This is a genomic window from Streptomyces sp. ADI95-17, from assembly GCF_003846175.1.
Classification (GTDB): domain Bacteria; phylum Actinomycetota; class Actinomycetes; order Streptomycetales; family Streptomycetaceae; genus Streptomyces; species Streptomyces sanglieri.
This window is the reverse complement of the sequence record NZ_ML123049.1, coordinates 656,081-681,293: the sequence shown is the minus strand read 5'-3', so window position 1 is coordinate 681,293 and position 25,213 is coordinate 656,081. Positions and strand designations below refer to the sequence as shown.

Sequence of the window (25,213 nt, the reverse complement as noted above, 5' to 3'; positions counted from 1 at the left end):
TCGAGTCCGTTCAGTCCGGGGCGCCTCGGCTCACCATCGGACCGGCAGCCCGCGCACCCCGCGGATCAGCATCCCGGGAATCCAGTCCAGCTCCCCCGCCCCCGGGTCCCTGGCGAGGGAGGGGCAGCGCTCCAGCAGCGTACGGATCGCGATCCGGCCCTCCATCCGGGCCAGCGGCGCACCCACGCAGAAGTGGGCGCCGTGCCCGAAGGCCAGGTGGCCCCGGGCGTCGCGGCGGATGTCGAAGGTGTCCGGTTGCGGATAGCGCGCCCGGTCCCGGTCGGCGCCGGCCAGGGAGACCAGGACCGGGGCGCCCGCCGGGACGGTCCGCTGCCCGATCTCGACCTGCTCGCGCGGGTAGCGGAACGTGGCGTTCTCCACCGGCCCGTCGTAGCGCAGCATCTCCTCGACCGCACCGCCGGTCAGCTCCGGGTCGTCGCGGAGGGCGGCCAGTTGGCCGGGGTGGTCGAGCAGCGCCCGTACCCCGTTGGCGATCAGGTTGACCGTGGTCTCGTGGCCCGCGACGAGCAGCAGGAAGGCCATGCCCACGAGTTCGTCGGGCGACAGCCGGTCCCCTTCCTCGTCACGTGTCCGGACCAGCGCGCTCATCAGGTCGTCGCCGGGCGAGCACCGCTTGTCCTCGATGAGTTCGCGCAGGTACTCGCTCATGGCGCGGACCGCTTCCATCTCCTGGAGCGGCGAGGCCGGGGTGATGACGCCGTTGGACAGTCCGCGGAAGGCGTCGCGGTCCAGGTCCGGCACCCCGATCAGTTCGCAGATGACGGTCATCGGCAGCGGGAAGGCCAGCGCGTCGACGAGATCGGCGCGGCCGGCGGGCACCATCGCGTCGAGGAGTTCGTCGGTGATCTGCTGGACGCGAGGGCGCAGCGCCTCGACCCGGCGGGCGGTGAACTCCCGGGCGACGAGCTTGCGCAGCCGGGTGTGGTGGGGTGCGTCCAGCTCCAGCATGTTGAGGAAGATGGGGTCGCTCTCGGTGGGTGCGCCCGGCAGGCCCCGCCAGTCCTTGGCGAACCGCGGGTCGGCGAGGGTGGCGCGGGCCTCGTCGTACCCCACCACCAGCCAGACGCGCTCGAACTCGTCGGTGCGGACGGTGTGCACCGGGCCCGCGGCGCGCAGCTTCTCGTAGTACGGATACGGGTTCGCGGTGAAGTCCGCGATCCCGCTCAGATCGACATCGACCTCGGCACGGTCACTGGCATCGGACATGGGATCGCCCCTCCCGGTCTGACGGCCCGCTCGGCTCGATCGCTTCGGGCCGACCGGTTCACCCTATGTCGCCGGCTCCGTGCCGTCATCGTCGAGCAGGCCCGCGTCATGCACCAACAGCGCGATCTGGACACGGTTGTTGAAGCCGAACCTGGCCAGGATCCGGGACACCTGGGTCTTCACGGTCGCCACGCTGAGGTAGAGCGCGGCGGCGATCTCGGCGTTGGAACGGCCGCGTGCGACGGCGATCGCGACCTCGCGTTCCCGCTCGGCGAGTGCGGCGACCCGCGCCCGTGCCCGGTCGGCGCGGTCCGCCCGGTCGTCACGGCCGGTGCGGGGCCCGGCCCCGGCCGCACGGGCCATGAGCTGACGCGTCACCGCGGGCGACAGCACCGGATCACCGGCCGCCACCCGTCGTACCGCGTCGACGATCCGCGCCGGCGGGGTGTCCTTCAGTACGAAACCGGCCGCTCCGGCACGGATGGCCCGCAACACCTGTTCGTCGGCGTGGAACGTCGTCAGGACGATGATCTCCGGGGCGTCGGGCCGGGTGCGCAGCGACTCGGTCGCGGTCAGCCCGTCCATGCCCGGCATCCGGATGTCCATCAGCACCACGTCGGGACGCAGCCGGTCGACGAGTCCGGCGACCTCCGTGCCGTCCGCCCCCTCCCCCACGATGTCGATGTCGTCGGCGCCGCCGAGCATGAGGGTGAGCCCGGCGCGTACGAGCGGGTCGTCGTCGACGATGATCAGCCGGACGGGCTGCGCCGCGGGGTCCATCGGGGTCGGGGTGGTCATGGCGACCACCGTAGCCAGGCCCGGAGACCGGCCGTGCCGGGGCCCCGGGTGCCCGCGGCGGTCAGGCCGGCCACGGCAGCGAGGCCCGGACCCGGAAACCGCCGTCGGGTTCCGGCCCGTGGTCGAGGCTGCCCCCGGCCAGAGTGGCGCGCTCCGTGAGGCCGATGAGTCCCTGGCCGGAGCCGGGGACCTGCTCGAAGGGCTCGGTTGGCGCCGGATTGCGCACCTCGACGGTGAGTCCCTCGCCCGGGGCGCCGGTGACCGTGACGGTGACCTCGGTGCCGGGTGCGTGCTTGCGGGCGTTGGTCAGGCCCTCCTGGGCGATGCGGTAGACGGTGCGGCCGGTGGCGGCGGGGGCCGCGCCGGGGTCGTCGACGCGGTTGACGAGGGTGACCTTCATGCCGGCCAGCCGGGACTCGTCGATCAGTGAGTCCAGCGTGGCGAGGGTGGGCTGCGGCCGGTCGCCGTCGCTCTCGCCCGGGCTGCGCAGGACCCCGATGATCTCGCGGAGGTCCTGGAGCGCCTCGTGCGCGCTGTCCCGGATGACCCCGGCGGCGCGGGCCACCTCGGCCTTCGGTGCGTCGGGGCGGAATTCGAGGGCGCCGGCGTGGACGCTGAGCAGGGTCAGCCGGTGGGCGAGGACGTCGTGCATCTCGCGGGCGATGGCCTCGCGGGCGAGCCGCTGCGCCTGTTCGGCGCGGAGCCCGGCCTCGGTCTCGGCCCGGTGGGCCCGCTCGCGCAGGGTGACGACGAGCTGCCGCCTGGACCGTACGGCCATGCCCCAGCTGATCACCAGCAGCAGCAGCAGCGCCCCGATGACCGTGGCCTCGACGAACGAGGTGCCCGGGTCGGGACGCAGATACGGCTGTACCGGGGTGAGGACCAGGGCGAGCGCCCCGACGGCCGCCACGGGCCGGAACGGGCGGTGCACGGCCACGCCGAACAGCGCGACGAGCATGGCCCCCGCCGCGACCGGCTCGATCGCGGAGACCAGGACCAGGCCCACCGCGATGCCGAACGGCCACCGCCGCCGCACCCACAGCGCACAGCAGGCCAGGGCACCGACCACGATGTCGGCGAGCAGGACGCCGTCGGGGGTGGTGGGGTCGGCCTCGATCGTCGCGACCGTGACCATGCCCACCGCGACCGCGCAGAGGAATGCCGTCAGGTCGACGGCCCAGTCCCGCACGGTGCGTCGCGCGCGGCCGCGCCGGTCGCCGGGCAGCTCGGGGTCGGCCATCGCCGAGGGCAGCAGCCAGCGGTATTCCGTACGGGTCATGCCACAAAACTACCGAGGCCGGGCGGGTGATCCCGGCCGTGCGGAGGCGACCGGCGACCAAAGTCGCGAAAGACGAGACTTTCGGACGGGCGGCGCGAGGACGGCGGCCGCCGGCCGGCTCAGGGAGCGGCCGGGGTGACCGCGCGGCGGCCCCAGGCGGTGCCGGCCAGGACGAGCACCGCGCCCACCGCGCCGAGGACGCCGAGCCGCTCGCCGCCGATCGCGATGCCCGCGGCGGCGGCCCACAGCGGTTCCGTGCCGAGCAGCAGGCCGACCCGGGACGGCGAGGTGCGGCGCACGGACCACATCTGCACGAAGAAGGCGAAGAGCGTGCAGAAGAAGGAGAGGAACAGCAGCCCGCCCCATTCCCGGACGCCGAATCCGGCGGCCACCGTCCACGGTGCCTCGCCGGTGCCGGGAACGGCCGACAGCAGGGCGAAGACGGCGACGGCGCTGCCCAGCTGGACCGTGGTCAGCGACAGCGAGTCGGCGCCCCGCACCGACTTGATGCGGGCCATCAGCAGCACGTGCACGGTACGGGCGAGTGCGGCCACCAGCATCAGCAGATCGCCGGCCGAGGGGCTGGTGAATCCGCCGCCCTGGGTCAGCAGCACCACTCCGGCGACCGAGAGCGCGGCGGCGGCGAGGAAGGCGCGGGGCGGCCGGACACGTGTCACGGCGGCCTCGGCGAGCGGGGTGAAGATCATCGTGAGGCTGATGACGAGCCCCGCGTTGGTCGCCGAGGTGTGCACGACGCCGTACGTCTCCACCAGGAAGATCGCGCTGAGGACGAGCCCCAGCAGGCCGGCCCCCCGCCACTGTGCCGCGCCGAGCGCCCGCAGCCTGCGCCGTCCGGCCACGGCCAGCACGGGCAGTACGACGGCGAACCGCAGCACGAGCACGGCGAGGACGGTCTGGGCGGTGGTGATGCCCTTGGCCGCCAGGTAGCTCGAACCCCAGACGACCGCGACAAGCAGCACGGGCAGATCGGTGAGCCAGGCGCGGCGGGACGGGGCGAGGGCGGGCACGGCGATCGAGGACACCTGGCTGCTTCTCCTGGTTCTCCACAGCGGGAACGGTGTGGAGACCTCGACGGCTCGCACGCGGAGCGATCACCGTACCGGGCGCGGCCCGGCCCGGAACACCCCTTCCGGAGCGCCGCTCCGGGACGTCCCGGCCTGCTCAGTTCTCCGGGGGGAAGCTGCTGAACTCGGCCGGGCCGGCGGGCCGGTAGGTGTGGACCGAGATTCCGCTGCGGGTCTCCCGCGCCCCGATCCGCTCGAAGGCGGTCGGCTGCCCGCCCTCCGGGAAGAGCCGGTGTCCCCGGCCCAGCACCACCGGGTAGACGAGCAGGTTGTACTCGTCGATCAGGCCGTGCGCCATCAGTGACCGGGCGAGTGCCCCGCTGCCGTGGATCTGGAGCTCGCCGCCCTCCGTCCGCTCCTTGAGGCGGGCGACCTCCCCGGCGACGTCCGTGGAGATGACGGTCGTGTTGTGCCACTCGGGCGATTCCAGGGTGGTCGAGACGACGTACTTGGGGCGGGCGTTGAGGCTGCCGGCGATCCGGTGCCCGGGGTCGGTCACCTTGGGCCAGTGCGCGGCGAAGATGTCGTACGTGCGGCGGCCCAGGAGGAAGGCCGCCGACCGGTCGAACTGCTCCTCGATGAACTGCCGCATGCCCTCGTCCGCGAACGGCACGGTCCAGCCGCCGTACTCGAAGCCGCCGCTGCGGTCCTCGTCGGGCCCGCCCGGCGCCTGCATGACGCCGTCGAGCGACAGGAAGGTGGTGAGAGTCAGCTTGGCCATGGTCCTTCTCCTGTGTTCCGGTCCAACGATGGTCTTTCTCCTGTGACCCCGCTGCCACCCGGAACTCATCGGTGCGCGCCGGCCGGGCCGTGGGGAGGGCGCCTCACCCAGGGGTCCGATTCCCGCCGGTGACGGCCGGGCGCAGCGACTTTGCTGGTGCGTGTCGGGGCACCGGCCCGGACACCACCGACCGACGAAGGAACCGTCATGACCAGCACCATCACCGGCACGACCCGTACCGCACTCGTCACCGGGGGCAGCCGCGGCATCGGCGCCGCGACGGCCCTGCGGCTCGCCCGGGAGGGCGTCGACGTGGCACTGACGTACGTACAGGACGAGGCGGCCGCCCACGAGGTCGTGGCGAGGATCCGCTCGTACGGCCGACGGGGCATCGCCCTGCGCGTGGACTCGGCCGACCCCGAAGCGGTCCCGGCGGCCGTGGCCGACGCCGCGCAGGCGCTGGGCCGGCTGGACATCCTGGTCAACAACGCGGGGATCGGCGTCCTGGGCCCCATCGGCACTCTCACCCCGGCCGATGTGGACCGGGTGCTCGCGGTGAATGTGCGGGCGGTGTTCCTGGCCTGCCGCGCGGCGGCGGGGCTGATGGAGCACGGTGGCCGCATCGTCTCCATCGGTACGGCCCTGAGCCGGCACGCGGGCGGTCCCGGCTCCACTCTCTACGCGATGAGCAAGTCGGCGCTGGCCGGTCTCACCAAGCCGCTCGCCCGTGAGCTCGGCCCGCGCGGCATCACGGTCAATCTGGTGCAGCCCGGTCCGGTCGACACGGACCTCAACCCGGCCGACGGCCCCTTCGCCTCCGGCCAGCGTGCGGCGACGGCCCTGGACCGTTTCGGCACCACGGACGAAGTGGCTTCCCTCGTCGCCTACTTGGCCGGTGAGGAGGCGGCGTACATCACCGGTACGGAGGTGGTGGTGGACGGCGGCCACGCGGCCTGACCGGGGCCGCGCCGGAACAGCTGCGGAGCCCTCACCGCGAGCGCGGGGTGACCTCCGCCATCCGGGACCAGCCCTCGCCCGGCACCTCCACGTTGATGATCTCGGGGGTCTCGGCGACCAGGTCCGCCATCAGGTCCATGGCCGCCGCGAAGTGCTCGGACTTCACGTGGGCGGCACCGGCCTCGGGGGAGGCGAAGGCCTCCAGCAGGACGAACTGGTCGGGGTTCTCCACGCTGTACGACCACTCGAAGAACACGTTCCCCGGCTCCTGCCGGGTGGCCAGGGTGAAGGGCTCGACGGCCGGGAGCCAGTTGTCCCGCTCGTCGCTGCGGACGGTGAACTTGACGGCGATGAAGATCATGCGTCCAGGGTCGCATATGCCCTGGACGCGGACTCATCGGGCACACCCGGATGGCGTCGGACGGGCCGGACACCGGCCCGTCCGACGTCGGGCTACCCGCCCAGCTCGCGGTGGCGGGCGGCCAGCCGTGCGGCGCCCCGCTCGGTGGGTGAGCCGAAGAGCCGGAGCCGGGAGATCCCGCCGTCCGGGAAGATGTCGATCCGGACGTGCGTGGCCAGGGCCGCCTCCGGCAGGACGAAGCGGTGGTCGGTGTCGGGCTGCAGCCGGGTCCGGGGCAGCACCTCGGTCCACTCGCCGCTCTCGCCGTCGCGGGCGAAGAGGCTCGCCCAGCCCGCCGAGTTGCCCTTCAGGTACGCGGTGTCGATCTCGACGGCGCGGATCTCCGCCTGCTCGACGAGCCGGTAGCGGATCCAGTCGTTGCCCCTGTCGCGCCGGCGCCGGGTCTCCCAGCCGTCGTCCATCTTGCGGGACCGGCCGGGCTGGATGGTGTTGGTGGCCGGGGAGTAGAAGCGGTCGGAGGCGTCCTCCACCGTGCCGCCGTTCTCCAGGGCGACCAGGTCGAAGGTGCCGAGGGCGGCCAGCCAGTCGGGATCGGGGGTGACCTCGCCGTACACCCGGAGGCGGGCTATCCCGCCGTCGGGGTGCTGGTTGACCCGCAGATGGGTGACGCGCTGCCCGGCCCCGACCACGAAGCCGTTGGCCGCGTGCCCGCCGACCGCCGTACGGGGGACGAGCGTCGTCCACTTCACCTCGGGCGCGAGCAGTTCCCCGGGCGAGGGGGAGCCGGGCACGCAGGCCGCCTCGACGGAGACCGCCTGCGGGTAGTTGCCGCGGAAGTGCGCGGTGTCGACGACGATGCCGCGTACGACTCCGGGGACCCCGAGCCGTACCAGCGCCCAGTCGTGGTCCTCGTCCGCGGGGTGCGGCACGTCCGCGCTCGCACCCCGGCGGCGCCGGGTCTCCCAGCCGTCCATGATCTTGCCCTTGTGGCCGAAGCGCTCGGGGTCGAACTCGGCGGGCTCCGGCCTGAGCAGGTTCTCGCGCTCGGCGAAGAACTCGTCGTTGGCAGCGATCACGCCCGCGCCGAGCCGCCGGTCGGCGAGGTCGACGAGGCCGGTGAAGGGGAAGTCGGCGGTGCGGTAGTCGGCGTACGGGTCGCCGCCGCCGTACGGGTTCGCGTCACCGGTGAAGCGGGCTGTCGCGGTCATGGTCAGTGGTTCCTTTCGAGGAGGCGGCCGGTGGGTTCGCCGACGGTGCCTTCGGCCGCTATCCGTACGCCGCGCAGCCAGGTCGACTTCACGACGCCGTACAGGGTCCTGCCTGCATAGGCGGTGACCTGGTTGCGGTGGAAGAGTTCGGCGGGGTCGACGGTGAACGTGTCGTCCGGGGCGAGCACCGCGAAGTCCGCGTCCCGGCCGGCCTCGATGGCGCCCTTGCGGGTCAGTCCGGCCAGTTCGGCGGGGGCGGCCGACATCCAGCGGGCGACGTCGTCGAGCGAGTGGCCGCGCCTGCGGGCCTCGGTCCAGATGGCGGGCAGCCCCAGCTGGAGCGAGGAGATCCCGCCCCAGGCGGAGGCGAAGTCCGGCGTCTTGAGGTCGGTGGTGCACGGCGAGTGGTCGGAGACGATGCAGTCGATCGTCCCGTCGGCCAGCCCCTCCCACAGCGCGTCCTGGTTGGCCGCCTCACGGATCGGCGGGCAGCACTTGAACTCCGTCGCGCCGTCCGGGACTTCCTCGGCGGTGAGGGTCAGGAAGTGCGGGCAGGACTCCACGGTGACCCGGACGCCCTCACGCCTGGCGGCGGCGATCATCGGCAGGGCGTCGCTGGAGGACAGGTGCAGGACGTGGACGCGGGCGTTCAGCCGCCTGGCGTGCGCGATCAGTCCCTCGATCGCGGTGTTCTCGGCGTCGCGCGGCCGGGAGGCGAGGAAGTCGGCGTACGCGGGCCCGCCGTGCTGCGGGGCTTCGGCCAGGTGGTGCGGGTCCTCGGCGTGCACGATCAGCAGCCCGCCGAAGCCGGCGATCTCCGCCATGGACCGGGCCAGCTGCTCCTGGCCGAGCTCCGGGAACTCCTCGACGCCGGAGGGCGACAGGAAGCACTTGAAGCCGAACACCCCGGCCTCGTACAGCGGACGCAGGTCCTTCACGTTGGACGGGATCGCGCCGCCCCAGAAGCCGGTGTCGATGTGCGCCTTGGGGGCGGCCACCCGCTGCTTGGTGCGCAGGTGGTCGACGGTGGTGGTCGGCGGGAGGGAGTTGAGCGGCATGTCGAGCAGGGTGGTGATGCCGCCGGCCGCCGCCGCGCGGGTGGCGGTGTGGAAGCCTTCCCACTCCGTGCGGCCCGGGTCGTTCACATGGACATGGGTGTCGACGATCCCGGGCAGCAGGACATCGTCGCCGAAGTCCTCCAGCCGGGCACCGGCCGGCACCTCGGCGTCGTACGGCAGGACGGCGTCGATTCTCCCGTCGGCGACGGCGACCGCTGCGGGGCGCGTCCCGTCCGGAGTGACCACACGCGTCGAGCGCAGTACCAGTTCCACGTCCGCACCGGACACCCGTGCTCCTCACTTCGGTCTTTCGAACGCTGATGAATTCAACGAACTGTTGAAGGAGTCTTCACTCGGGATTCGAGCCCGTCAAGACCCCACCCTCCTCGCCGGGCGGCCGTCGGGCCACTCCGGGGCCACAACTGGAGATTTCCACAAAGTAAAAGTCTCATTTCGGAGAGCGGAACGTAACATGGGACCAGTGCCGGCCCTGAGATCTGCCCGGCCGACTGCCGACACCGGGACAAACGGGCTCTGACCGGCCAGGACGCCGTACCCCGAGCAGTGCGCCGATCGGGAACCGCCCGGTAGGCTGCAGGGTGCCTCGCCGGGCGGGGCACCAGCTCTTCCGCCTCGAAAGGACCGTTGACGTGCCGCCGTCCCACGCCAGCACATCCGACTCCAAGCCCGCCGCTCCCAGCGGTGGTGTGCAGTCCCTTGAGCGTGCCTTCGATCTGCTGGAACGGATGGCGGACGCGGGGGGTGAGGTCGGGCTGAGCGAGCTCTCCGCGAGCAGCGGGCTGCCGCTGCCCACCATTCACCGCCTGATGCGCACGCTGGTGCTCTGCGGATACGTACGCCAGCAGCCCAACCGGCGCTACGCGCTGGGCCCCCGGCTGATCCGGCTCGGCGAGTCCGCGTCCCGGCTCCTGGGCACCTGGGCCCGCCCGTATCTCGCGCGGCTGGTCGAGGAGACCGGCGAGACCGCGAACATGGCGCTGCTCGACGGCGACGAGATCGTGTACGTGGCGCAGGTGCCGTCCAAGCACTCGATGCGCATGTTCACCGAGGTGGGCCGCCGGGTGCTCCCCCACTCCACCGGGGTCGGCAAGGCGCTGCTGGCACACACGCCGCCGGAGGAGGTGCGGGCGCTGCTCGCCCGTACCGGGATGCCCGCCGCCACCGAGAAGACGATCACCACCCCCGACGGCTTCCTCGACGCGCTGGAGCAGGTCCGCCGGGTCGGCTACGCGGTCGACGACAACGAGCAGGAGATCGGGGTGCGCTGCCTGGCGGTCTCCGTACCGAACTCGCCCACCTCGGCCGCGATCTCGATCTCCGGCCCGGCGGGCCGGGTGACGGACGCGGCGACGGAACGGATCGTGCCGATCCTCCAGCAGGCCGCCGAGGAACTCTCCGACGCACTGGCGAGCAGCGGTTCCACCGGCTGAGACACCGGGAGGGGGCGGCCGGCGGCCACCCCCTCCCGGTACGTCCCCCGCGTCTCAGACCGGTTCCGGCACCGTCAGGCGGCCGTCGTCCATCCGGACCGTTCGGTCCGCCCGGTCCAGATGGGCCAGGTCGTGGGTGACCAGCACCGTGGCCGTCGACCGCTCCCGGGTCAGCGCGAGCAGCAGGTCCAGCACCGCCGCGCCCCGCTCGTGGTCGAGCGCGCTGGTCGGCTCGTCGACCAGCAGCACCGCCGGATCGTTCATCAGGGCCCGCGCGATGTTGATCCGCTGCCGCTGCCCGCCCGACAGCTGGTGGGGCCTGCGTCCGGCCTGGTCCGCCAGGCCGACCGCGTCCAGCAGTTCCAGCGCCCGGCCGCGGGCCGCGCGTACGGCGCCGCCCGAGAGATGGGCCATCACCTGGAGCTGTTCGGCCGCCGTGAGCGACGGCAGCAGATTGGGCTGCTGGAAGACGATGCCGATGCGCTCGCGGCGCAGCCGCGCCTGCTGCTTGCGGCCGAGGCCGGCGGTCTCCGTGCCGGCGACGACCACCCGGCCGCTGTCCGGGGTGACCAGGGTCGCGGCCACCGCGAGCAGGCTGGACTTGCCGGAGCCGGACGGTCCGACGACCGCGGTGAGCGAACCCGCCGGTACGTCCAGCGAGATCCGGTCGAGGGCGGTGAGCCGGCCGTCGCCGTCGGGGTAGGTGAGGGTGACGTCGGCGAGGGTGAGGGTCATCGGGCACTCCCGAGTGCGGTGAGCGGGTCGACGGCGGTGATCCGCCGGATGGACAGGGCCGCCCCGAGGGCACCGAGGACGATCATGACGGCCGCCGGGACCAGCACGGTCGCCGCGTCGAGGACGAAGGGCACGGCCCCGCCGCTGATCAGGGCGCCGATGCCGGAGGCGAGCGCGGTGCCCACGCCCGTCCCGATGGCGAGCATCACGACGGCCTGCCCGAGCGCGTCGCGCAGCAGGTACCGGGTGGAGGCGCCGAGCGCCTTGAGCACGGCGACGTCGCCGCTGCGCTGGATCGTCCAGACGGTGAAGAAGGCGCCGATGACCAGGGCGGAGATGGCGAAGAGGAAGCCGCGCATCAGCTGGAGCGAGCCGTTCTCGGCCTGGTAGGAGCCGATGGCGGTGAGGGAGCCGTCGAGCGAGAGCGTGCTGGTGCCGGTCGCCCGGTCGCCCGCGGCGAGGTCGGCGCCGCCGGTGGTGGTCAGGGCGATCACCGTGGCGTGCCGGGCCGGGCCCCCACCGTCCGCGCCGAACCGCTGCCAGTCGTCGAGCGAGGTCCACACGACGGGCGTGTGGCTGTACGAGGCGTCCCCCGCGACGGCCTCGACGGTGACCTCGGTGGCACCGAGCCGCAGCCGGTCACCGGCCCCCGCCGCCAGGTCGTCGGCGGCCTGCCGGGACAGCACCACCTTCCCCGCCCCGACCCGGGCTCCGCCGGTGGGCGCCAGGTCCCCGTCCGGCTCGATCCCGAACGCCGACACGGCGGCCGTGCGCTCCCCCCGGTCCGCGACGGCGTTGAGCGTGCGGATGCCGAGCGGCTCCGCGCCGCTCACCCCGGGCCGCTTCGCCCAGCTCCGCCAGGCGTCCTCCTTCACGACCGAGTCGGTGAAGGACACGGACCGGCCGTCGGGCGGGGCGGCGAACGCGAGGTGGTCGGCGTTCAGCCCGGTGACGGCCGAGGTGTTCTCCCGGGCCAGGCCGGCGGTGAGGCCGGACAACAGACCCACGAGCAGCGTGATCAGCACCACGACCGAGCCCATGAGCGCGAACCGGCCCTTGGCGAACCGGAGATCTCTCCATGCGACGAACATGCTCCCAGCCTCGGCCGCCGGGCGCCCGGAAACATCGCTCGGCGGTGGGGCCCGACATCAACCTTTCGATTGACCGGCCCCCGGCACCCCCCGTCTACGCTGGACGAATCATGGATTCCCGCGCCCATCCCCCGGTCGCCGCCGCGCTGCGGCTGTGTCTGCACGCGCTGCTGGTGGGGCTGCTGGCACTGGCGGCGGTACGGGCCGTCGGCGACGGCACCCACGCGGCGGCGGTCGTCGCGGTCAGCTGTCTGATGGCCGCCGTCTACGCGGCGGGCGCACTCGCCCCCGCCGTGCAGCCCCGCACCCGCGCGGGCGCGCTGTGGCTGGCGGCGCTGGGCGCCGTGTGGCTGGCGCTGCTCGTCCTGTCGCCGGAGGCCCTGTGGGTGGCCTTCCCGCTGTACTTCCTGCAACTGCACCTGCTGCCGACCCGCTGGGCGCTGCCCGCCGTCGCGCTCACCGCGGCCGCCGCCATCGCCTGCTTCGTGCTGCACGGCGAGCCCGTCACACCGGGCACCTTCATCGGTCCGCTGCTCGGGGCGGCGGTGGCGGTCGCGACGGTCCTCGGGTACGAGGCGCTGTTCCGGGAGAGCGAACGGCGCCGGGAGCTCATCGAGGAGCTGATGTCGACCCGGGCGGAGCTGGCCGCGGCGGAACGCACCGCGGGCACGCTCGCCGAACGTGAGCGGCTGGCCCGCGAGATCCACGACACCCTCGCCCAGGGCCTGTCCAGCATCCAGTTGCTGCTGCGCGCCGCCGAACGCACCCTGCCCGCCGACGCCCCCGCCACCCCGCACGTCCGCCGGGCCCGCGAGGCCGCCCAGGACAACCTCGCCGAGGCCCGCCGCTTCGTCCGCGCCCTGTCGCCGCCGGACCTGGAGAACGGCTCCCTGGCGGCCGCCCTGGAACGCCTCTCGTCCCGCACCACGGGCCCCGGCCTCACGGTGCAGTTCGCGGTGAGCGGCACACCGGTGGAGCTGCCCACCCCGTACGAGGTGGCGCTGCTGCGCACCGCCCAGTCCGCGCTGGCCAATACGGTGCGGCACGCCGGGGCCGGGCGCGCGGAGATCACCCTCAGCTTCATGGACACCTCGGTGTCGCTGGACGTCGTCGACGACGGCCGGGGGTTCGTCCCGGGCCGCGGCCCGGTCGTCGCGGACCAGGACGCCGGGGGCTTCGGGCTGCCCGCGATGCGGGCGCGCGCCCGTTCCCTGGGCGGCACGCTCAGTGTCGAATCCGCCCCCGGTCAGGGCACCGCCGTCGCCCTCACCCTTCCGCTCCCGATCCCCGACGGCCGGCCAGGACAGGACGCCGCATGACCACCCCCGACCCCATCAGGCTGCTGCTCGCCGACGACCACCCCGTGGTACGGGCGGGGCTGCGCGCCGTGCTCGACTCCGAACCCGGTTTCCGGGTGGTCGCCGAGGCGGCCACGGCCGAGCGGGCCGTCTCGCTCGCCGCGACCGGCGGGTTCGACGTCGTCCTCATGGACCTCCAGTTCGGCGCGGGCATGCACGGATCGCAGGCCACCGCGGCGATCACCGCGCAGCCGGGCGCGCCCCGCGTCCTGATCCTCACCACGTACGACTCGGACGCCGACATCCTGGCCGCCGTCGAGGCGGGCGCCGCCGGCTATCTGCTCAAGGACGCCCCGCCGGAGGAGCTGGCGGCGGCGGTACGCACGGCCGCGGCGGGCCGGTCGGCGCTGGCGCCGGCCGTCGCGCACCGCCTGATGGACCGCATGCGCACCCCCGCGGAAGCCCTGACCAAGCGCGAACTGGAGGTACTGCAACTGGTCGGCGAGGGGCTGTCGAACCTGCAGATCAGCAAGCGGCTCTTCCTCAGCCAGGCGACGGTGAAGTCCCATCTGGTGCACATCTACGCCAAGCTGGGCGTGGACTCGCGCACCTCGGCGGTCGCGGCGGCGACGGCCCGCAGGCTCATCCGCCGCTGACCCCGTCGCCCCGCCGCCGGGTCACCGGTCAGCCGCGCGGCGGCTCACCGAAGAGGTCGACGGCCACCCGTACGTCCCTGAGCGCGGACGCCAGTGCGCTCACGGAGCCGATCGCGCCGGCGATCAGCAGCAGTGAACGGCGCAGCCGCGGAATCTCGGGGACACCGCTCGCCGCCATCGCGTCCAGCGCGGCCAGTTCGTCCTCGGCGATCCCCCGGTCCGGGAATTCGCGCGGATGCCCGGCCAGCTCGCGGCGGAGCCGGGAGACGGCCGTACGCAGCTCCGTCACCCTCGGGTCCTCGCTGCCGGTCACCCGCGTCTGCCCCACGCTTCGCAACAAAGCACTCCCCCTCGCACATCCTTGTGCCAGTGTTCCGACCGGTCCCCACACCATTGGTCAAGTGTCCGGGCGTGCGCGCAAGTTAACGCCATGACAGCTGCCGAGCGCCACTCCGCGGACGGAATTCGGGGTGTCCCGTAAGGGTGATCTGTGTGGATCCCGGTGGACGGCGTTCCCGCCCGCACCCGTCTCAGCTTGCTTGCGCGAAGGGTGTGCAAAGGGAGTACGAGGGGTGCGAGAGGTGCACGTCCGGGGCGTGCCGGGGTATCCAGACCGCATGACTGCGACAACACCGACCCCGAAGGTCGCCGGGCTGCTGCTGGCCGCGGGCGGCGGCCGGCGGCTCGGCGGGCGGCCCAAGGCACTGCTCGAACACCATGGCCGGCCACTGGTCGAGCACGCGGTGCGGGTACTGCGGGACGGCGGCTGCGGCCCCGTCCATGTGGTGCTGGGCGCGTCGGCCGAGCGGGTACGGGCCAGGGCCGATCTCACCGGCTGCCCGGTCACCGTCAACCCCGGGTGGGCCGAGGGCATGGGCTCGTCGCTGCGGGCGGGGCTCGGGGCGCTGGCGGCCACGGGGGCGGACGCGGCGCTCGTCCTCCTGGTCGATCAGCCGGGGATCGGTGCGGACGCGGTGGCCCGGGTGCGTTCGGCGTACCGCTCCCGGTCGGGGATCGCGGCCGCCGCCTACGGCGGGGAACGGGGCCATCCGGTGCTGTTCGGGGCGGAGCTGTGGGCGGAGATCGCGGCGGGGGCGGTGGGTGACCAGGGTGCCCGGGCGTACCTGCGGGCGCACCGCGATGCGATCACGCTCGTCGAGTGTTCCGATGTGGCTCAGGCGTACGACATCGACACGGTGGAGGACCTGAGACACCTCGGGTGACCGGGCTGGCACGCTGCGCCAGCACCGGGCCACTTCTGTCGACCCGGAGAATCTCGACATCAACAAACCATTGAACTTCCACCATGAGGAAACTACTATCCACTGGTCAGAAGCCCTCTGCACCTCGGACGGCTTCCACGCCCGTATCCCGGAGCCCTGGCACGCCGTGCCATTTCAGGCGACCCGGCGGCCGTGAGACGCCGCCCGCACCGCCCGCTGAAGGAGTGACAGCTCATGTCCGCACCAGCGCCGTCCCCGCTGGCCATCGTCGATGCCGAGCCCCTGCCCCGGCAGGACGAGGTCCTGACCGACGCGGCCCTCGCGTTCGTGGCCGAGCTGCACCGGCAGTTCACGCCGCGCCGTGACGAGCTGCTCGCCCGCCGCGGCGAGCGCCGCGCCGAGATCGCCCGCACCTCCACGCTGGACTTCCTGCCCGAGACGGCGGCCATCCGCGCGGACGACTCCTGGAAGGTCGCGCCGGCCCCGGCCGCGCTGAACGACCGCCGGGTGGAGATCACCGGTCCGACCGACCGCAAGATGACCATCAACGCCCTGAACTCGGGCGCGAAGGTCTGGCTCGCCGACTTCGAGGACGCGTCCGCCCCCACGTGGGAGAACGTCGTCCTCGGCCAGCTCAACCTGATCGACGCCTACACCCGCTCCATCGACTTCACGGACCCGAAGTCCGGCAAGTCGTACGCCCTGCGGCCCGCCGACGAGCTCGCCACGGTCGTCACCCGCCCCCGGGGCTGGCACCTGAACGAGCGTCACCTCCAGCTCGACGGCACCCCGGTGCCCGGCGCGCTGGTCGACTTCGGCCTCTACTTCTTCCACAACGCCCAGCGCCTGATCGACCTCGGCAAGGGCCCGTACTTCTACCTCCCGAAGACGGAGTCGCACCTGGAGGCCCGCCTCTGGAACGACATCTTCGTCTTCGCCCAGGACTACGTCGGCATCCCGCAGGGCACGGTCCGCGCGACCGTCCTGATCGAGACGATCACCGCCGCGTACGAGATGGAGGAGATCCTCTACGAGCTCCGCGACCACGCCTCCGGGCTGAACGCGGGACGTTGGGACTATCTCTTCTCCATCGTCAAGAACTTCCGCGACGGCGGCTCCAAGTTCGTCCTGCCGGACCGCAACGCGGTGACGATGACCGCCCCGTTCATGCGCGCGTACACCGAACTCCTGGTCCGCACCTGCCACAAGCGCGGCGCGCACGCCATCGGCGGCATGGCCGCCTTCATCCCGTCCCGCCGCGACGCCGAGGTCAACAAGGTCGCGTTCGAGAAGGTCAAGGCCGACAAGGACCGCGAGGCGAACGACGGCTTCGACGGCTCCTGGGTCGCCCACCCGGACCTGGTCCCGATCGCCATGGCGTCCTTCGACGCGGTCCTCGGCGAGAGGCCGAACCAGAAGGAGCGCCTGCGCGAGGACGTCGCGGTGGCCGCCGGTGACCTGATCGCCATCGACACCCTGGACGCCAAGCCCACCTACGAGGGCCTGCGCAACGCCGTCGCGGTCGGCATCCGCTACATCGAGGCCTGGCTGCGCGGCATGGGCGCGGTCGCCATCTTCAACCTGATGGAGGACGCCGCCACCGCGGAGATCTCCCGCTCACAGATCTGGCAGTGGATCAACGCGGACGTGGTCTTCGAGAACGGCAAGCACGCCACGGCGAAGCTGGCCCGCGAGGTCGCCGCCGAGGAACTCGCCGCGATCCGCGCGGAGATCGGCGACGAGGCGTTCGCCGCCGGCAAGTGGCAGCAGGCCCACGACCTCCTGCTCCAGGTCTCCCTGGACCAGGACTACGCGGACTTCCTGACGCTCCCGGCGTACGAGCAGCTGGGCTGAGCCCCGCACCACCCGGCCGCACAGCTCCGCCCCCGGCACCGCACAGCGCCGGGGGCGGAGGTGCGTGGCCGTCAGGAGGTCGCCGCCTCCATGTCCGCCTTGACCGCCGACTCGTCGAGCGACGCGAGAACGGTCTCGGGCTCGCCGCCCTTCAGTACCGCCTGGCCCACATCGGTGCGGATGGCGCCCCGGACGGCGGGCCAGGAACGCATGTTGACCGGTGCGAACTGGGCGTTCGCCAGCTGCTCGATGAACGGTGAGAGCGGCTGCTCGGCGGGCTTCCCGGTCGCCGCGTCGGATGCGGAGTACGTCACGGGCAGCGCGGACTGGCTGCCGCCGTAGGTCAGGGCGGACTTCCCGCTGTAGAGGAACGAGAGGAAGGCGCCGCACTCCTTGCGGTGGTCGTTGCGCCGGAACGCCATCAGCCAGTCGCTGATCCCCACCGGAGGGGCGGCGCCGCCGTCCTTCTTGGGGAACGCGGCGTGCGCATAGGGGAGTTTGGCCTGATCGGCCGCGCCCATCAGCATGGGGTGGCCGATCATCATGCCGATCTCGCTGCGCATGAACTGGGTGTACGCGTCGGTCCGGTTGAGTTTCATGGGGTCGGCACCCGCCAGCCCCTCGGCGACCAGCTCGTCCCGCAGCCAGGTCAGGGCCTCGACGTTCTCCGGCTTCACGAAGTCGTACTCCGCGAGCTCACTCGTGTAGCCGCCGCCGGCCGCGAGCAGCCAGGACAGGGCCTCGTCCTCGGCCGCCTCGGGGCCGAGCTGGAGCCCGTACGGCGTCTTCACGCCGATCGCCTTCAGCGCCTGGGCGGACGCCCGCAGTTCGTCCCACGACGTGGGGGCACCGCTGATGCGGGCCCGCCGGAACAGCTCCTTGTTGTAGAAGAGCCGGGGCGTGCTGGCCAGGAACGGAATGCCGTAGGTGGCGTCGCGGACCGTGCCCGCGTCGGTGAAGGACCGGATGAAGTCGGCCTGAGTGGCGATGTCGAACAGCTGGCTCATGTCGTAGAGACGGCCGTCCTCGGCGTACGGCGCGAAGATGTTCGACTGCGCGATGTCGGGCGCCCGGCCCTCCTCGACCCGCTGGGCGAGCGTCTTGTCGATCTTGGTGTAGGAAACCCGCTCCAGCTCGATCCTGATCCCGGCGTGCTGCTTCTCGAAAGCCGCGGCGACGGCGTCCCACTGGTCGCCGAGCGAAGCACCGATGCTCTTGTCGTAACTGGCCACGAGCAGATGGAGCTTCACATCCTTGCTCGCCGAACAGCCGGTGAGCCCCAGCGCGGCCGTGGTGCCGGCGAGGCCGGCCGTCTGAAGAAGGAACTGCCGCCGACGCACCGCTCTTGCCACCTCTTGCTAGCCCAACACATGCACTAATGGCAGATTCTGCCACACAGGCAACTTCTGCCTAACGGTGACTTGGGCCCACCGGACCGAGGAGGTCGAGGGCATAACCTGATCCGCATGCAAGGTGGCTCATTGACGGAGCGGCGCAAGGCCGCGACCCGACTGGATATCGCCCGCACGGCGGCGGCGCTCTTCGTGGAACACGGCCTGCGGCCCACCCGCGCCGAGGACATCGCGCGCGCCGCGGGTGTCGCCCCGCGCACCTTCTACCGCTATTTCGCGACCAAGGAGGAGGCCATCGCCCCGCTGCTCGCCGCCGGGGCCCGGCAGTGGGTGGAGGCTGTCCGGGACGCCCCGGCCGGCCTGTCGCTGCCGGACGCACTGCGGCACGCGGCGGCACGGGCGCTGACTCCGCCGCCCGGTGACACGGCGGCGGCGGAGTCCCTGGAGTGGGTGCGGTCGCTGCTGAGGATGGCGACGCAGAGCCCGGCTCTCCAGTCGGTGTGGAACGACGCGTGCCACGAATCGGACGTCACCCTGACCGGGGTCCTCGCGGCACGCGCCGGACTCCCGGACGGAGCCGGTTCACTGGACATCCGGCTGACGGCCGGGGTGGCCGGCGCGGCGGTGCGGGCCGCGGTGGAGACCTGGGCGGCCGGCGACGCCCCGGCCGCCGGGTCACAGGGCCCGGCGGCACTGGCGCAGCGCTGCCTGACCTCGGCGGAGGGCGCGCTGAAGGGCGTCTGATCGCGGGTGCCGTACGGCCCGGCCGGGAACGGCCCGGTTCGCGGAGCCCCGCCCGGTTCGCGAAGCCCGGCGGAGCTCCGCGAACCGGCGACCGGTGTGCCGCTCCGGCTACTTCAGACCGGTGTCCAGCGCGTTCAGCAATGTGCCCTGTGACGTGTCACCGGACATTTCCCAGATCATCACCCCCAGCAGCCCCTTGGACTTCACGTAGTCGGTCTTCTTGCCGATGGACCAGGTGTCGTCGAAGGACCACCACTGACTGCCGGTGAAGCCGTACGTCGACACCGACTGCTCGTCGTGATGGACCGTCATCGTCGGGTACGCGCCGATGAGGTTGGAGTAGCCGCGGGTCCCGGCCTCCTCCGCGAACTGGCCGGGGGCGGCGCCGCCCGCCGGCTGCCATTCGCCGGCCGCCCCGCCGTCGGCGACGTTCTGCCAGCCCCGGCCGTAGAACGGGATGCCGAGGGTCAGTTTGCGGGGCTCGACGCCGGCGTCGGTGTAGGCCTTGACGGCGGCGTCGGCGCTGAAGTGGAAGTCGTAGGGGTCCTGGTCGTCCGTGTAGAGATTGGCCTGGTGGCCGGTGCGGTTCGGCTCCCAGGAGTTGTCACTGCCGGAGCCGTGGAAGTCGTAGCCCTGGACGTTCGCCACGTCGAGGGAGTCGAAGACCTTGCCCAGGTCCCAGCCCTCGCCGATCTTCTGCGGGTCGGCGGGGGTGAAGGCGGTGAGCAGGCGGTGTCCGCCGCCGAGGGCGTCGAGCTGCTTGCGGAACTCGGCGAGCAGCAGGGTCAGGTTGTCCCTGTCGTCGGGCGAGTAGTGGTTGCCGGGGTGCCCGGTGCCCGTACCCGGCCATTCCCAGTCGATGTCGAAGCCGTCGAAGATCCCGGCGGCGGTGCCGGGGCCGCCCGCGCCGTTGTACTCGGGCAGGTTGCCCTTGATGTACATGTCGATGCAGGAGGAGACGAACTTCTTGCGGGCCGCGTCGGTGGCCGCCACGTCGGAGAAGTACTTCGAGTACGTCCAGCCGCCGAGCGAGACCACGATCTTCAGGTCCGGGTGGAGTTTCTTCAGCTTCTTCAACTGGTTGAAGTTGCCGCGCAGTTTGCCCCAGCCGTCGTCCGCGACGCCGTCGACGGACTGGGCGGCGCTGAAGGGGCGCCCGTAGTCGGCGTCGGCGTCACCGGCTCCGGTGCCCTGCTCGGGGTCCTGGGGGTCGGCGGTGGTGCCCTTGGTGACACCGTTCAGGCAGGTGAGGTTGGACGGATCGATGTTGGCGAAGGCGTAGTTGACGATGTCGAGCTTGTCGGCGGCTCCCGAGTCGTGGAGGTTCTTGACGAAGTACTGGCGGCCGTAGATGCCCCACTGGACGAAGTAGCCGACCTTGGCGTAGTTGCCCGCGCCGACGATGTCGTCGGTCTTCGCCGTGAGCGCGTTGCCGGCCGGGGAGGCGTTGTCCGCCGCGTCGCGCGCCCTGACCGTGAAGGTGTACGAGGTCGAGGGCGAGAGCCCGCCGATGGTGGCGGTGGTCGTGGTGCCCGGGACCGTGGTGGCCAGTGCCCCGTCCCGGTAGATGTCGTACGCGGCGACGCGCTGGTTGTCCGTCGCGGCGGTCCAGGCCAGCGTGACGGACGAGGAGTCGGTCGCCGTGGCGTGCAGCGTGCCCGGTGCGGTGGGCGGGGAGGTGTCGGTGGCCGGGTCGACGGTGGTGACGGCCAGCGGTGCGCTCTCGGCGGAGGTGTTGCCCCGGGTGTCCTTGGCCCGGACGGTGAAGGAGTAGGCGGTGGCCGGGGTCAGCCCGGTGACCGTGGCGGAGGTCGCCGCGGTGGCCGAGCCCACCACCTTGCCGCCCGCCAGGATGTCGTAGGACGCCACCGGGAAGTCACCGGCCGTGGCCGCCGTCCAGGACAGTGACGCGGTACGGGCGGTGACATCGGTCTGCTTCAGCCCGCCGGGCGCACCCGGGGGCGCGTCCGCGGAGCCGTCGCACTTGTCACCGTTGATCCGGCAGCCGACGGGCGCGGCGATCGGCCCGGTCGCGACGAACCAGAAGCTGTACGGCTCGCTGGTGCCGTGCGCGCCGACCGTACCGTTGTAGTGGGCGTTGACGGCGGTGACGTGGCTGCCCTGGGTGGTGACGGTGCCGTTGTACGAGGTGTCGATCGCGACCCCGGCCGGCAGGTCGAATTCCAGGCTCCATCCGGTCACGGCGGTGTCGGTGTCGTTGTGCAGTACGTAAGTCCCCTTCCACCACGACCCGTTGTCGGCCGAGGCGAAGGTGGCGGTCAGCTTGCCCGCCGCGTGCGCGGGTGCGGCCTGCAGGGACAGCAGCGCGAGAAGCAGTCCGAGAACGGCGACGAGGGCGGTCGCCGGTCTCCGTCTGAGTGTCATGTGCTCGAACATGGGGTTCTCCCTTGAGGCAGGGACCGGTGAGGCGGTCCTGAGGGGGAGCGGGATGCTTGGTGCCATGGAGCACAGGGGAAACTAAGAGGTCTGGACCACTACGTCAATAGGTACAGACCAAAGACATGGCCACATCACAACGGTGGTCGGTGCCCGCCCTGGACAAGCATCCCCCGCAGATCCGATCCTGCTCTCTCGACGAGACCGGGGGATCCGCACGTGCCGCGATGGCTGGACGAAATGACGCAAGCGGTCGCGGCCCTGTGCGGGACCCGGGCAGCCGAGCGTTCTTCCGGATCAACGGAGGACCGGCAGTTCAAATACTTCGGCGATGTCGTCCACCTGGAGGACGGGTGGTACGCGTTGAGTACCTACGCCCGCCAGGTCAACCCGGACGATCTCACCGAAATGTGCCTTGCGCCGCGCAGTGGCCCCCCGGCCGCGGGCGACTCGGCCTATCACGTCATCTCCCACGTCGCGGAGACCGAACGACTGCGCCTCCAGGTGGGAGCACACGCACCCGTTCACGGCCTCGGCCTGTGGGCCATGGGCCGGCCCGACGACTTTCTGGACAAGAGCCTCCACGAGGCGCTCTGCGCCATCGAGGACCCCGGCCTCGCCGAACAGCTGGTCTCCGATCGCCTCAGCCCCGTGGCGCCGCTCACCAGCACGGCGTGTGCCGGCGTGCTCCAGGGAGCACAGGCACAGACCTATCTCGCCTGCACCACGCCGGGCATCCGGCTCGTATGGGGGCCGCCCGGCACGGGGAAGACAACGGTGCTCAAACGCGCCATCGACCATCTCGCCTCCCGCAACAAGCGCGTGCTCCTGGTGTCCGGCACGAACATCGCGGTGGACAACGCACTCGAAGGCGCTGTCAAGACGCGTACGGGACTGCTGCCCGGCGAACTGGTCCGGGTCGGTACGCCCCACCTCGCCTCGGTCGCCGACGATCCCCGGGTCTGTCTCGCGCTGCTCGTGCGGGAACGGATCCGGGAGACGGAGGACCGCCGGCAGCAGACGGAGAGCGACCTCCTGGCCCTTCGCGATTCCCCGGTGCTCACTCGCCTCCGCGGCCTGGAGGACGCCCTGTCGGGCTACGACCCCGAGGCGTACCGGCAGGCACACGACCGCCTGGCCCACGGCAGCCGCCTCGCAGCCCTGACGGCCGACGTCGCCGACGCGGACACCGAGGTCAAGAAGGCGACCGGTCACCGCGACCACGCTGCCGAAGTGGTCCGGCGATGCCTCGCGGCCGAACGGTCGGTGGACGATCAGCGCGCTCAGCTGATGGAAGTGGTCCGCTTGCAGGCGGTGCTCGACTCCATGGAGCAGGAACTGCTCCCCGCGCAGTCGGCGGCCCGCAAGGCACGGCTCCCGCTGGAGAGGGCCCGGCAGGAACTGGACACGCTCGATCTGGAGCAAGGCGTCAGGGCTCGCCTGCGCAACCGGAAACGCCGTGCTGAACTCACGCAGGCACTTCCGGGCCTGGTCGCCCGCCAGGTGAATCTCGCCGAGGCGGCCTCCCGGGCCGCCTCGGCGTTCGACCGTCAGCGTGAGCTGCTCGATCCGCGCATCGACGAACTGACACGTCTGGCCCACCCGGTCGACGCCGCCGAGCTGACGCGGCTCGCCGAGGCCACCGCACGGGCTCGCTCGTCTCTCGACGACACGGAGGACTCGCTCTCCGAAGCACGGCAGAAACATGACGGACTGCGTGCGCGGTTCTCCCGCGCACAACAGCAGCAACCGGGGCCACGGCCCGACGACCGCACCACGGTGGAAGCGGCGGAGAGGGCCGACTTCCCGGCCCTGGAGGCGAAACGGACTGCCTTGCGCGGCAAGGCCGCGACGACGCTGAAGCGCTGCCGGGATCTGGAGAAGCAACACGAGCAACTGCTCAAGGAGATCAGCCGGCTTCGTGCCCGAGCGGAGCCCGACATCATCCGGAATGCGAAGGTCGTGGCAACGACCCTTGCCCGGATGCGGATCAACAAGGCGGTCGCGGCGGGCCCCTACGACGTCGTGCTGGTGGACGAGGCCGCCGCCGCCTCACTGCCGGAGCTGGTCGTCGCAGTGGCCAAGGCCGGCGAAACCGCTGTCCTGCTCGGCGACTTCTGCCAGCTCGGCCCGATCGAACACAGACGCACCCCGTCCGACACCGAGCTGTCACGCTGGCTCACCCGTGACTGCTTCGCCGTGGTCGGCATCGGTACGCCGGACGAGGCCATGGCACACCCCGGCTGTGCCGCGCTGCTCACCACTCACCGCTTCGGGCCCGACCTCACCGAGCTGGTCAACCGCATCGCGTACGGCAGCACGCTCCCCGACGGGCCGAGGCTCGACTCCGCCGTGGTGGCACGGAACCGGGAGGAGGATCCCGAGATCGTGCTGATCACCACCGACAGACTCGGCGACGAAGGACTCGGCATCGCCCGCACCCCCAGGAAGGGCAAGGGGCGTTGGTGGACAGCAGGCAGTGTGGTCGCCCAGGCACTCGCCGAACACCATCGTGACCAGGGGGAATCGGTCGGCATCGTGACCCCGTACAACGCCCAGGCCGACCTCACCCACGACTGGCTCGCCGATCAGGGCAGCCTGCACCGGTCACCGCCGGTCGAGGTCGGCACGGCGCATCGTTTCCAGGGCCGGGAGTTCGATGTCGTGGTGCTCGACCTCGTCGAGGACGGCAGGACACTCGGCTGGACCGGTCTCGGCGATCTGGGCAGCGACCGGGACTTCGCACGCACGGGGGCACGGCTGTTCAACGTCGGAGCGACACGTGCCCGTCGGCGGGTCTACATCGTCGCAGCGTGGTCGGCCGTGTCCCGGGCCGCGACCGGAACCGTACTCGCGCACGTCCGGGAGCTGGCCACGCCCGGCCCGGACCGCCGCATTCTGGGCGTGCGGGCCGCGCATCTGCTCGGCATGGAGGAGTCCGAGCTCTCCGCCGAGGATTCCACCGCGATCCAGCGCGAGATCTGGCAGGCGTTCGACGGACATGTGCGGTGGGACGCCGTCCATGACGAGCACGACTACTTCCCCGCCGCGTTGGAAGCCATCGACGCCGCCAAGGAGTCGATCTGGCTCTGGGCACCCTGGTACTACACCCGGCTGTGGGATGTCCTGCCCCATCTGAACGCGGCCCGGCTGCGCGGCGTGCGCGTCGTCGTCTTCGTCGTCGAGGACTCGGACGAAGGTCTGCGACGACAGCTGCGCCACCCCAATGCCGTCACCGCCGCCGATGCCGCCCGGCGCCTTCCCGAACTGCAGGCGGGAGTAGGGCAGGTGGTGCGCATCAGAACCATGCACCAGAAAATCCTCGTCGTGGACGAGCGGACAACCTTCCTGGGCAGCCTGAACACGCTGTCCCACAGCCCCAGGGGCAGCGGGGCCCGCCGCGAGATCATGGTCCGGTTCCGTGGCAGCCGATTCGCCCGGACACTGCTGGAACACGAACACGCCTCGGCCCTCTCCCGCCCGGCCGTATGCACACGATGCGGTTCCGAGATGGAAGCCAGGAAATACAAGATCAATCAGAAGAAGGCGCCACGGAGTCACTACTGGGTGTGGGCCTGCCCCACGAAAGCCACCGACCCGCAGACCGGAAAACCCCGTTCCTGCGGAGCGGTGCGTGAAGTCCATCCGCAGGACGCCGTGTTCGTACCGAGGCAGCGCCGGATCTGATCACCGGGCCTCACCGGCGCCCCGCGTCCGA

At 71.9% G+C, this 25,213-nt stretch carries 21 protein-coding genes; 8 read left to right on the top strand and 13 right to left on the bottom strand.

Going from position 1 to position 25,213, the window contains the following annotated elements; translation table 11 throughout:
* Positions 1–30: 30 nt before the first annotated feature.
* From EES42_RS29785 to EES42_RS29765, 5 genes are all read right to left on the bottom strand, one after another.
* Positions 31–1,227, bottom strand: a complete 1,197-nt coding sequence (locus EES42_RS29785) for a cytochrome P450 family protein (protein ID WP_124721370.1) — start codon at positions 1,225–1,227, stop codon at positions 31–33.
* A gap of 63 nt (positions 1,228–1,290) precedes the next feature.
* Positions 1,291–2,025, bottom strand: coding sequence for a response regulator transcription factor (locus EES42_RS29780; RefSeq protein ID WP_124721369.1), 735 nt, complete (start codon positions 2,023–2,025; stop codon positions 1,291–1,293).
* Positions 2,026–2,086: 61 nt separating this feature from the next.
* Positions 2,087–3,304: a sensor histidine kinase gene (locus EES42_RS29775; protein ID WP_124721368.1), complete on the bottom strand. Its 1,218-nt coding sequence runs from the start codon at positions 3,302–3,304 to the stop codon at positions 2,087–2,089.
* 119 nt (positions 3,305–3,423) lie between these two features.
* On the bottom strand, positions 3,424–4,347 hold the full coding sequence (locus EES42_RS29770; RefSeq protein WP_124721367.1) for a DMT family transporter: 924 nt from the start codon (positions 4,345–4,347) through the stop codon (positions 3,424–3,426).
* Positions 4,348–4,486: 139 nt separating this feature from the next.
* Complete coding sequence (locus EES42_RS29765; RefSeq protein ID WP_124721366.1) at positions 4,487–5,110, bottom strand: dihydrofolate reductase family protein; 624 nt, start codon at positions 5,108–5,110, stop codon at positions 4,487–4,489.
* 207 nt (positions 5,111–5,317) lie between these two features.
* Between EES42_RS29765 and EES42_RS29760 the strand changes: the two genes are divergently transcribed.
* A complete protein-coding gene (locus EES42_RS29760; protein ID WP_124721365.1) occupies positions 5,318–6,067 on the top strand; it encodes an SDR family NAD(P)-dependent oxidoreductase in 750 nt (249 codons plus the stop codon).
* Positions 6,068–6,098: 31 nt separating this feature from the next.
* Here the strand turns inward: EES42_RS29760 and EES42_RS29755 are convergent, their stop codons facing one another.
* The 3 genes from EES42_RS29755 to allB all read right to left on the bottom strand — a co-directional run bounded on the left by EES42_RS29755 (position 6,099) and on the right by allB (position 8,982).
* Entirely contained in the window at positions 6,099–6,428 is a 330-nt protein-coding gene (locus tag EES42_RS29755) for a putative quinol monooxygenase (RefSeq protein WP_124721364.1), read from the bottom strand.
* Positions 6,429–6,520: 92 nt separating this feature from the next.
* The gene (gene alc, locus EES42_RS29750; RefSeq protein ID WP_124721363.1) at positions 6,521–7,636 is read right to left on the bottom strand and encodes an allantoicase; all 1,116 of its coding nucleotides are present in this window, start codon (positions 7,634–7,636) and stop codon (positions 6,521–6,523) included.
* A gap of 2 nt (positions 7,637–7,638) precedes the next feature.
* A complete protein-coding gene (gene allB, locus EES42_RS29745; RefSeq protein WP_124721362.1) occupies positions 7,639–8,982 on the bottom strand; it encodes an allantoinase AllB in 1,344 nt (447 codons plus the stop codon).
* A gap of 362 nt (positions 8,983–9,344) precedes the next feature.
* Between allB and EES42_RS29740 the strand changes: the two genes are divergently transcribed.
* Positions 9,345–10,145, top strand: a complete 801-nt coding sequence (locus EES42_RS29740) for an IclR family transcriptional regulator (RefSeq protein ID WP_124721361.1) — start codon at positions 9,345–9,347, stop codon at positions 10,143–10,145.
* Positions 10,146–10,199: 54 nt separating this feature from the next.
* Here EES42_RS29740 and EES42_RS29735 read toward each other — a convergent pair whose 3' ends face one another.
* Together EES42_RS29735 and EES42_RS29730 are read right to left on the bottom strand one after the other, a co-directional pair.
* Positions 10,200–10,880 carry an ABC transporter ATP-binding protein gene (locus EES42_RS29735; protein ID WP_124721360.1) on the bottom strand — a complete coding sequence of 227 codons (681 nt, stop codon included), beginning with the start codon at positions 10,878–10,880 and terminating at the stop codon, positions 10,200–10,202.
* The gene (locus EES42_RS29730) at positions 10,877–11,971 is read right to left on the bottom strand and encodes an ABC transporter permease (protein WP_124721359.1); all 1,095 of its coding nucleotides are present in this window, start codon (positions 11,969–11,971) and stop codon (positions 10,877–10,879) included. The genes EES42_RS29735 and EES42_RS29730 overlap by 4 nt, the downstream gene beginning before the upstream one ends.
* 110 nt (positions 11,972–12,081) lie before the next feature.
* On the opposite strand from EES42_RS29730, the gene EES42_RS29725 reads away from it, so the two are divergent.
* On the top strand, positions 12,082–13,290 hold the full coding sequence (locus EES42_RS29725) for a sensor histidine kinase (protein ID WP_124721358.1): 1,209 nt from the start codon (positions 12,082–12,084) through the stop codon (positions 13,288–13,290).
* Positions 13,287–13,925 carry a response regulator gene (locus tag EES42_RS29720; protein ID WP_124721357.1) on the top strand — a complete coding sequence of 213 codons (639 nt, stop codon included), beginning with the start codon at positions 13,287–13,289 and terminating at the stop codon, positions 13,923–13,925. Before EES42_RS29725 ends, EES42_RS29720 begins: the two co-directional genes overlap by 4 nt.
* Before the next feature lie 28 nt (positions 13,926–13,953).
* Here the strand turns inward: EES42_RS29720 and EES42_RS29715 are convergent, their stop codons facing one another.
* A complete protein-coding gene (locus EES42_RS29715) occupies positions 13,954–14,253 on the bottom strand; it encodes a DUF5955 family protein (RefSeq protein WP_241196650.1) in 300 nt (99 codons plus the stop codon).
* Between the two features lie 289 nt (positions 14,254–14,542).
* Between EES42_RS29715 and EES42_RS29710 the strand changes: the two genes are divergently transcribed.
* The gene (locus EES42_RS29710; protein WP_124721355.1) at positions 14,543–15,148 is read left to right on the top strand and encodes a nucleotidyltransferase family protein; all 606 of its coding nucleotides are present in this window, start codon (positions 14,543–14,545) and stop codon (positions 15,146–15,148) included.
* Between the two features lie 234 nt (positions 15,149–15,382).
* Positions 15,383–17,002, top strand: coding sequence for a malate synthase A (gene aceB / locus EES42_RS29705; RefSeq protein ID WP_124721354.1), 1,620 nt, complete (start codon positions 15,383–15,385; stop codon positions 17,000–17,002).
* 71 nt (positions 17,003–17,073) lie between these two features.
* Here aceB and EES42_RS29700 read toward each other — a convergent pair whose 3' ends face one another.
* A complete protein-coding gene (locus EES42_RS29700; RefSeq protein ID WP_124721353.1) occupies positions 17,074–18,342 on the bottom strand; it encodes an extracellular solute-binding protein in 1,269 nt (422 codons plus the stop codon).
* Positions 18,343–18,468: 126 nt separating this feature from the next.
* Here EES42_RS29700 and EES42_RS29695 point away from each other — a divergent pair, with 126 nt between their 5' ends.
* Positions 18,469–19,098 carry a TetR/AcrR family transcriptional regulator gene (locus tag EES42_RS29695; RefSeq protein ID WP_124721352.1) on the top strand — a complete coding sequence of 210 codons (630 nt, stop codon included), beginning with the start codon at positions 18,469–18,471 and terminating at the stop codon, positions 19,096–19,098.
* Between the two features lie 108 nt (positions 19,099–19,206).
* On the opposite strand, the gene EES42_RS29690 is transcribed toward EES42_RS29695, so the two are convergent.
* Complete coding sequence (locus tag EES42_RS29690) at positions 19,207–21,495, bottom strand: glycosyl hydrolase family 18 protein (protein ID WP_124721351.1); 2,289 nt, start codon at positions 21,493–21,495, stop codon at positions 19,207–19,209.
* A 240-nt stretch (positions 21,496–21,735) separates the two neighbouring features.
* Here EES42_RS29690 and EES42_RS29685 point away from each other — a divergent pair, with 240 nt between their 5' ends.
* Positions 21,736–25,182, top strand: a complete 3,447-nt coding sequence (locus EES42_RS29685; RefSeq protein WP_124721350.1) for an AAA domain-containing protein — start codon at positions 21,736–21,738, stop codon at positions 25,180–25,182.
* The last annotated feature ends 31 nt before the right edge of the window (positions 25,183–25,213 follow it).

Coding starts and splice junctions, on each gene's coding strand:
- EES42_RS29785 (WP_124721370.1), bottom strand. CDS start 1,227: ATGTCCGATGCCAGTGACCGTGCCGAGGTCGATGTCGATCTGAGCGGG.
- EES42_RS29780 (WP_124721369.1), bottom strand. CDS start 2,025: ATGACCACCCCGACCCCGATGGACCCCGCGGCGCAGCCCGTCCGGCTG.
- EES42_RS29775 (WP_124721368.1), bottom strand. CDS start 3,304: ATGACCCGTACGGAATACCGCTGGCTGCTGCCCTCGGCGATGGCCGAC.
- EES42_RS29765 (WP_124721366.1), bottom strand. CDS start 5,110: ATGGCCAAGCTGACTCTCACCACCTTCCTGTCGCTCGACGGCGTCATG.
- EES42_RS29760 (WP_124721365.1), top strand. CDS start 5,318: ATGACCAGCACCATCACCGGCACGACCCGTACCGCACTCGTCACCGGG.
- EES42_RS29755 (WP_124721364.1), bottom strand. CDS start 6,428: ATGATCTTCATCGCCGTCAAGTTCACCGTCCGCAGCGACGAGCGGGAC.
- alc (WP_124721363.1), bottom strand. CDS start 7,636: ATGACCGCGACAGCCCGCTTCACCGGTGACGCGAACCCGTACGGCGGC.
- EES42_RS29735 (WP_124721360.1), bottom strand. CDS start 10,880: ATGACCCTCACCCTCGCCGACGTCACCCTCACCTACCCCGACGGCGAC.
- EES42_RS29730 (WP_124721359.1), bottom strand. CDS start 11,971: ATGTTCGTCGCATGGAGAGATCTCCGGTTCGCCAAGGGCCGGTTCGCG.
- EES42_RS29725 (WP_124721358.1), top strand. CDS start 12,082: ATGGATTCCCGCGCCCATCCCCCGGTCGCCGCCGCGCTGCGGCTGTGT.
- EES42_RS29720 (WP_124721357.1), top strand. CDS start 13,287: ATGACCACCCCCGACCCCATCAGGCTGCTGCTCGCCGACGACCACCCC.
- EES42_RS29710 (WP_124721355.1), top strand. CDS start 14,543: ATGACTGCGACAACACCGACCCCGAAGGTCGCCGGGCTGCTGCTGGCC.
- aceB (WP_124721354.1), top strand. CDS start 15,383: ATGTCCGCACCAGCGCCGTCCCCGCTGGCCATCGTCGATGCCGAGCCC.
- EES42_RS29695 (WP_124721352.1), top strand. CDS start 18,469: ATGCAAGGTGGCTCATTGACGGAGCGGCGCAAGGCCGCGACCCGACTG.
- EES42_RS29690 (WP_124721351.1), bottom strand. CDS start 21,495: ATGTTCGAGCACATGACACTCAGACGGAGACCGGCGACCGCCCTCGTC.
- EES42_RS29685 (WP_124721350.1), top strand. CDS start 21,736: ATGACGCAAGCGGTCGCGGCCCTGTGCGGGACCCGGGCAGCCGAGCGT.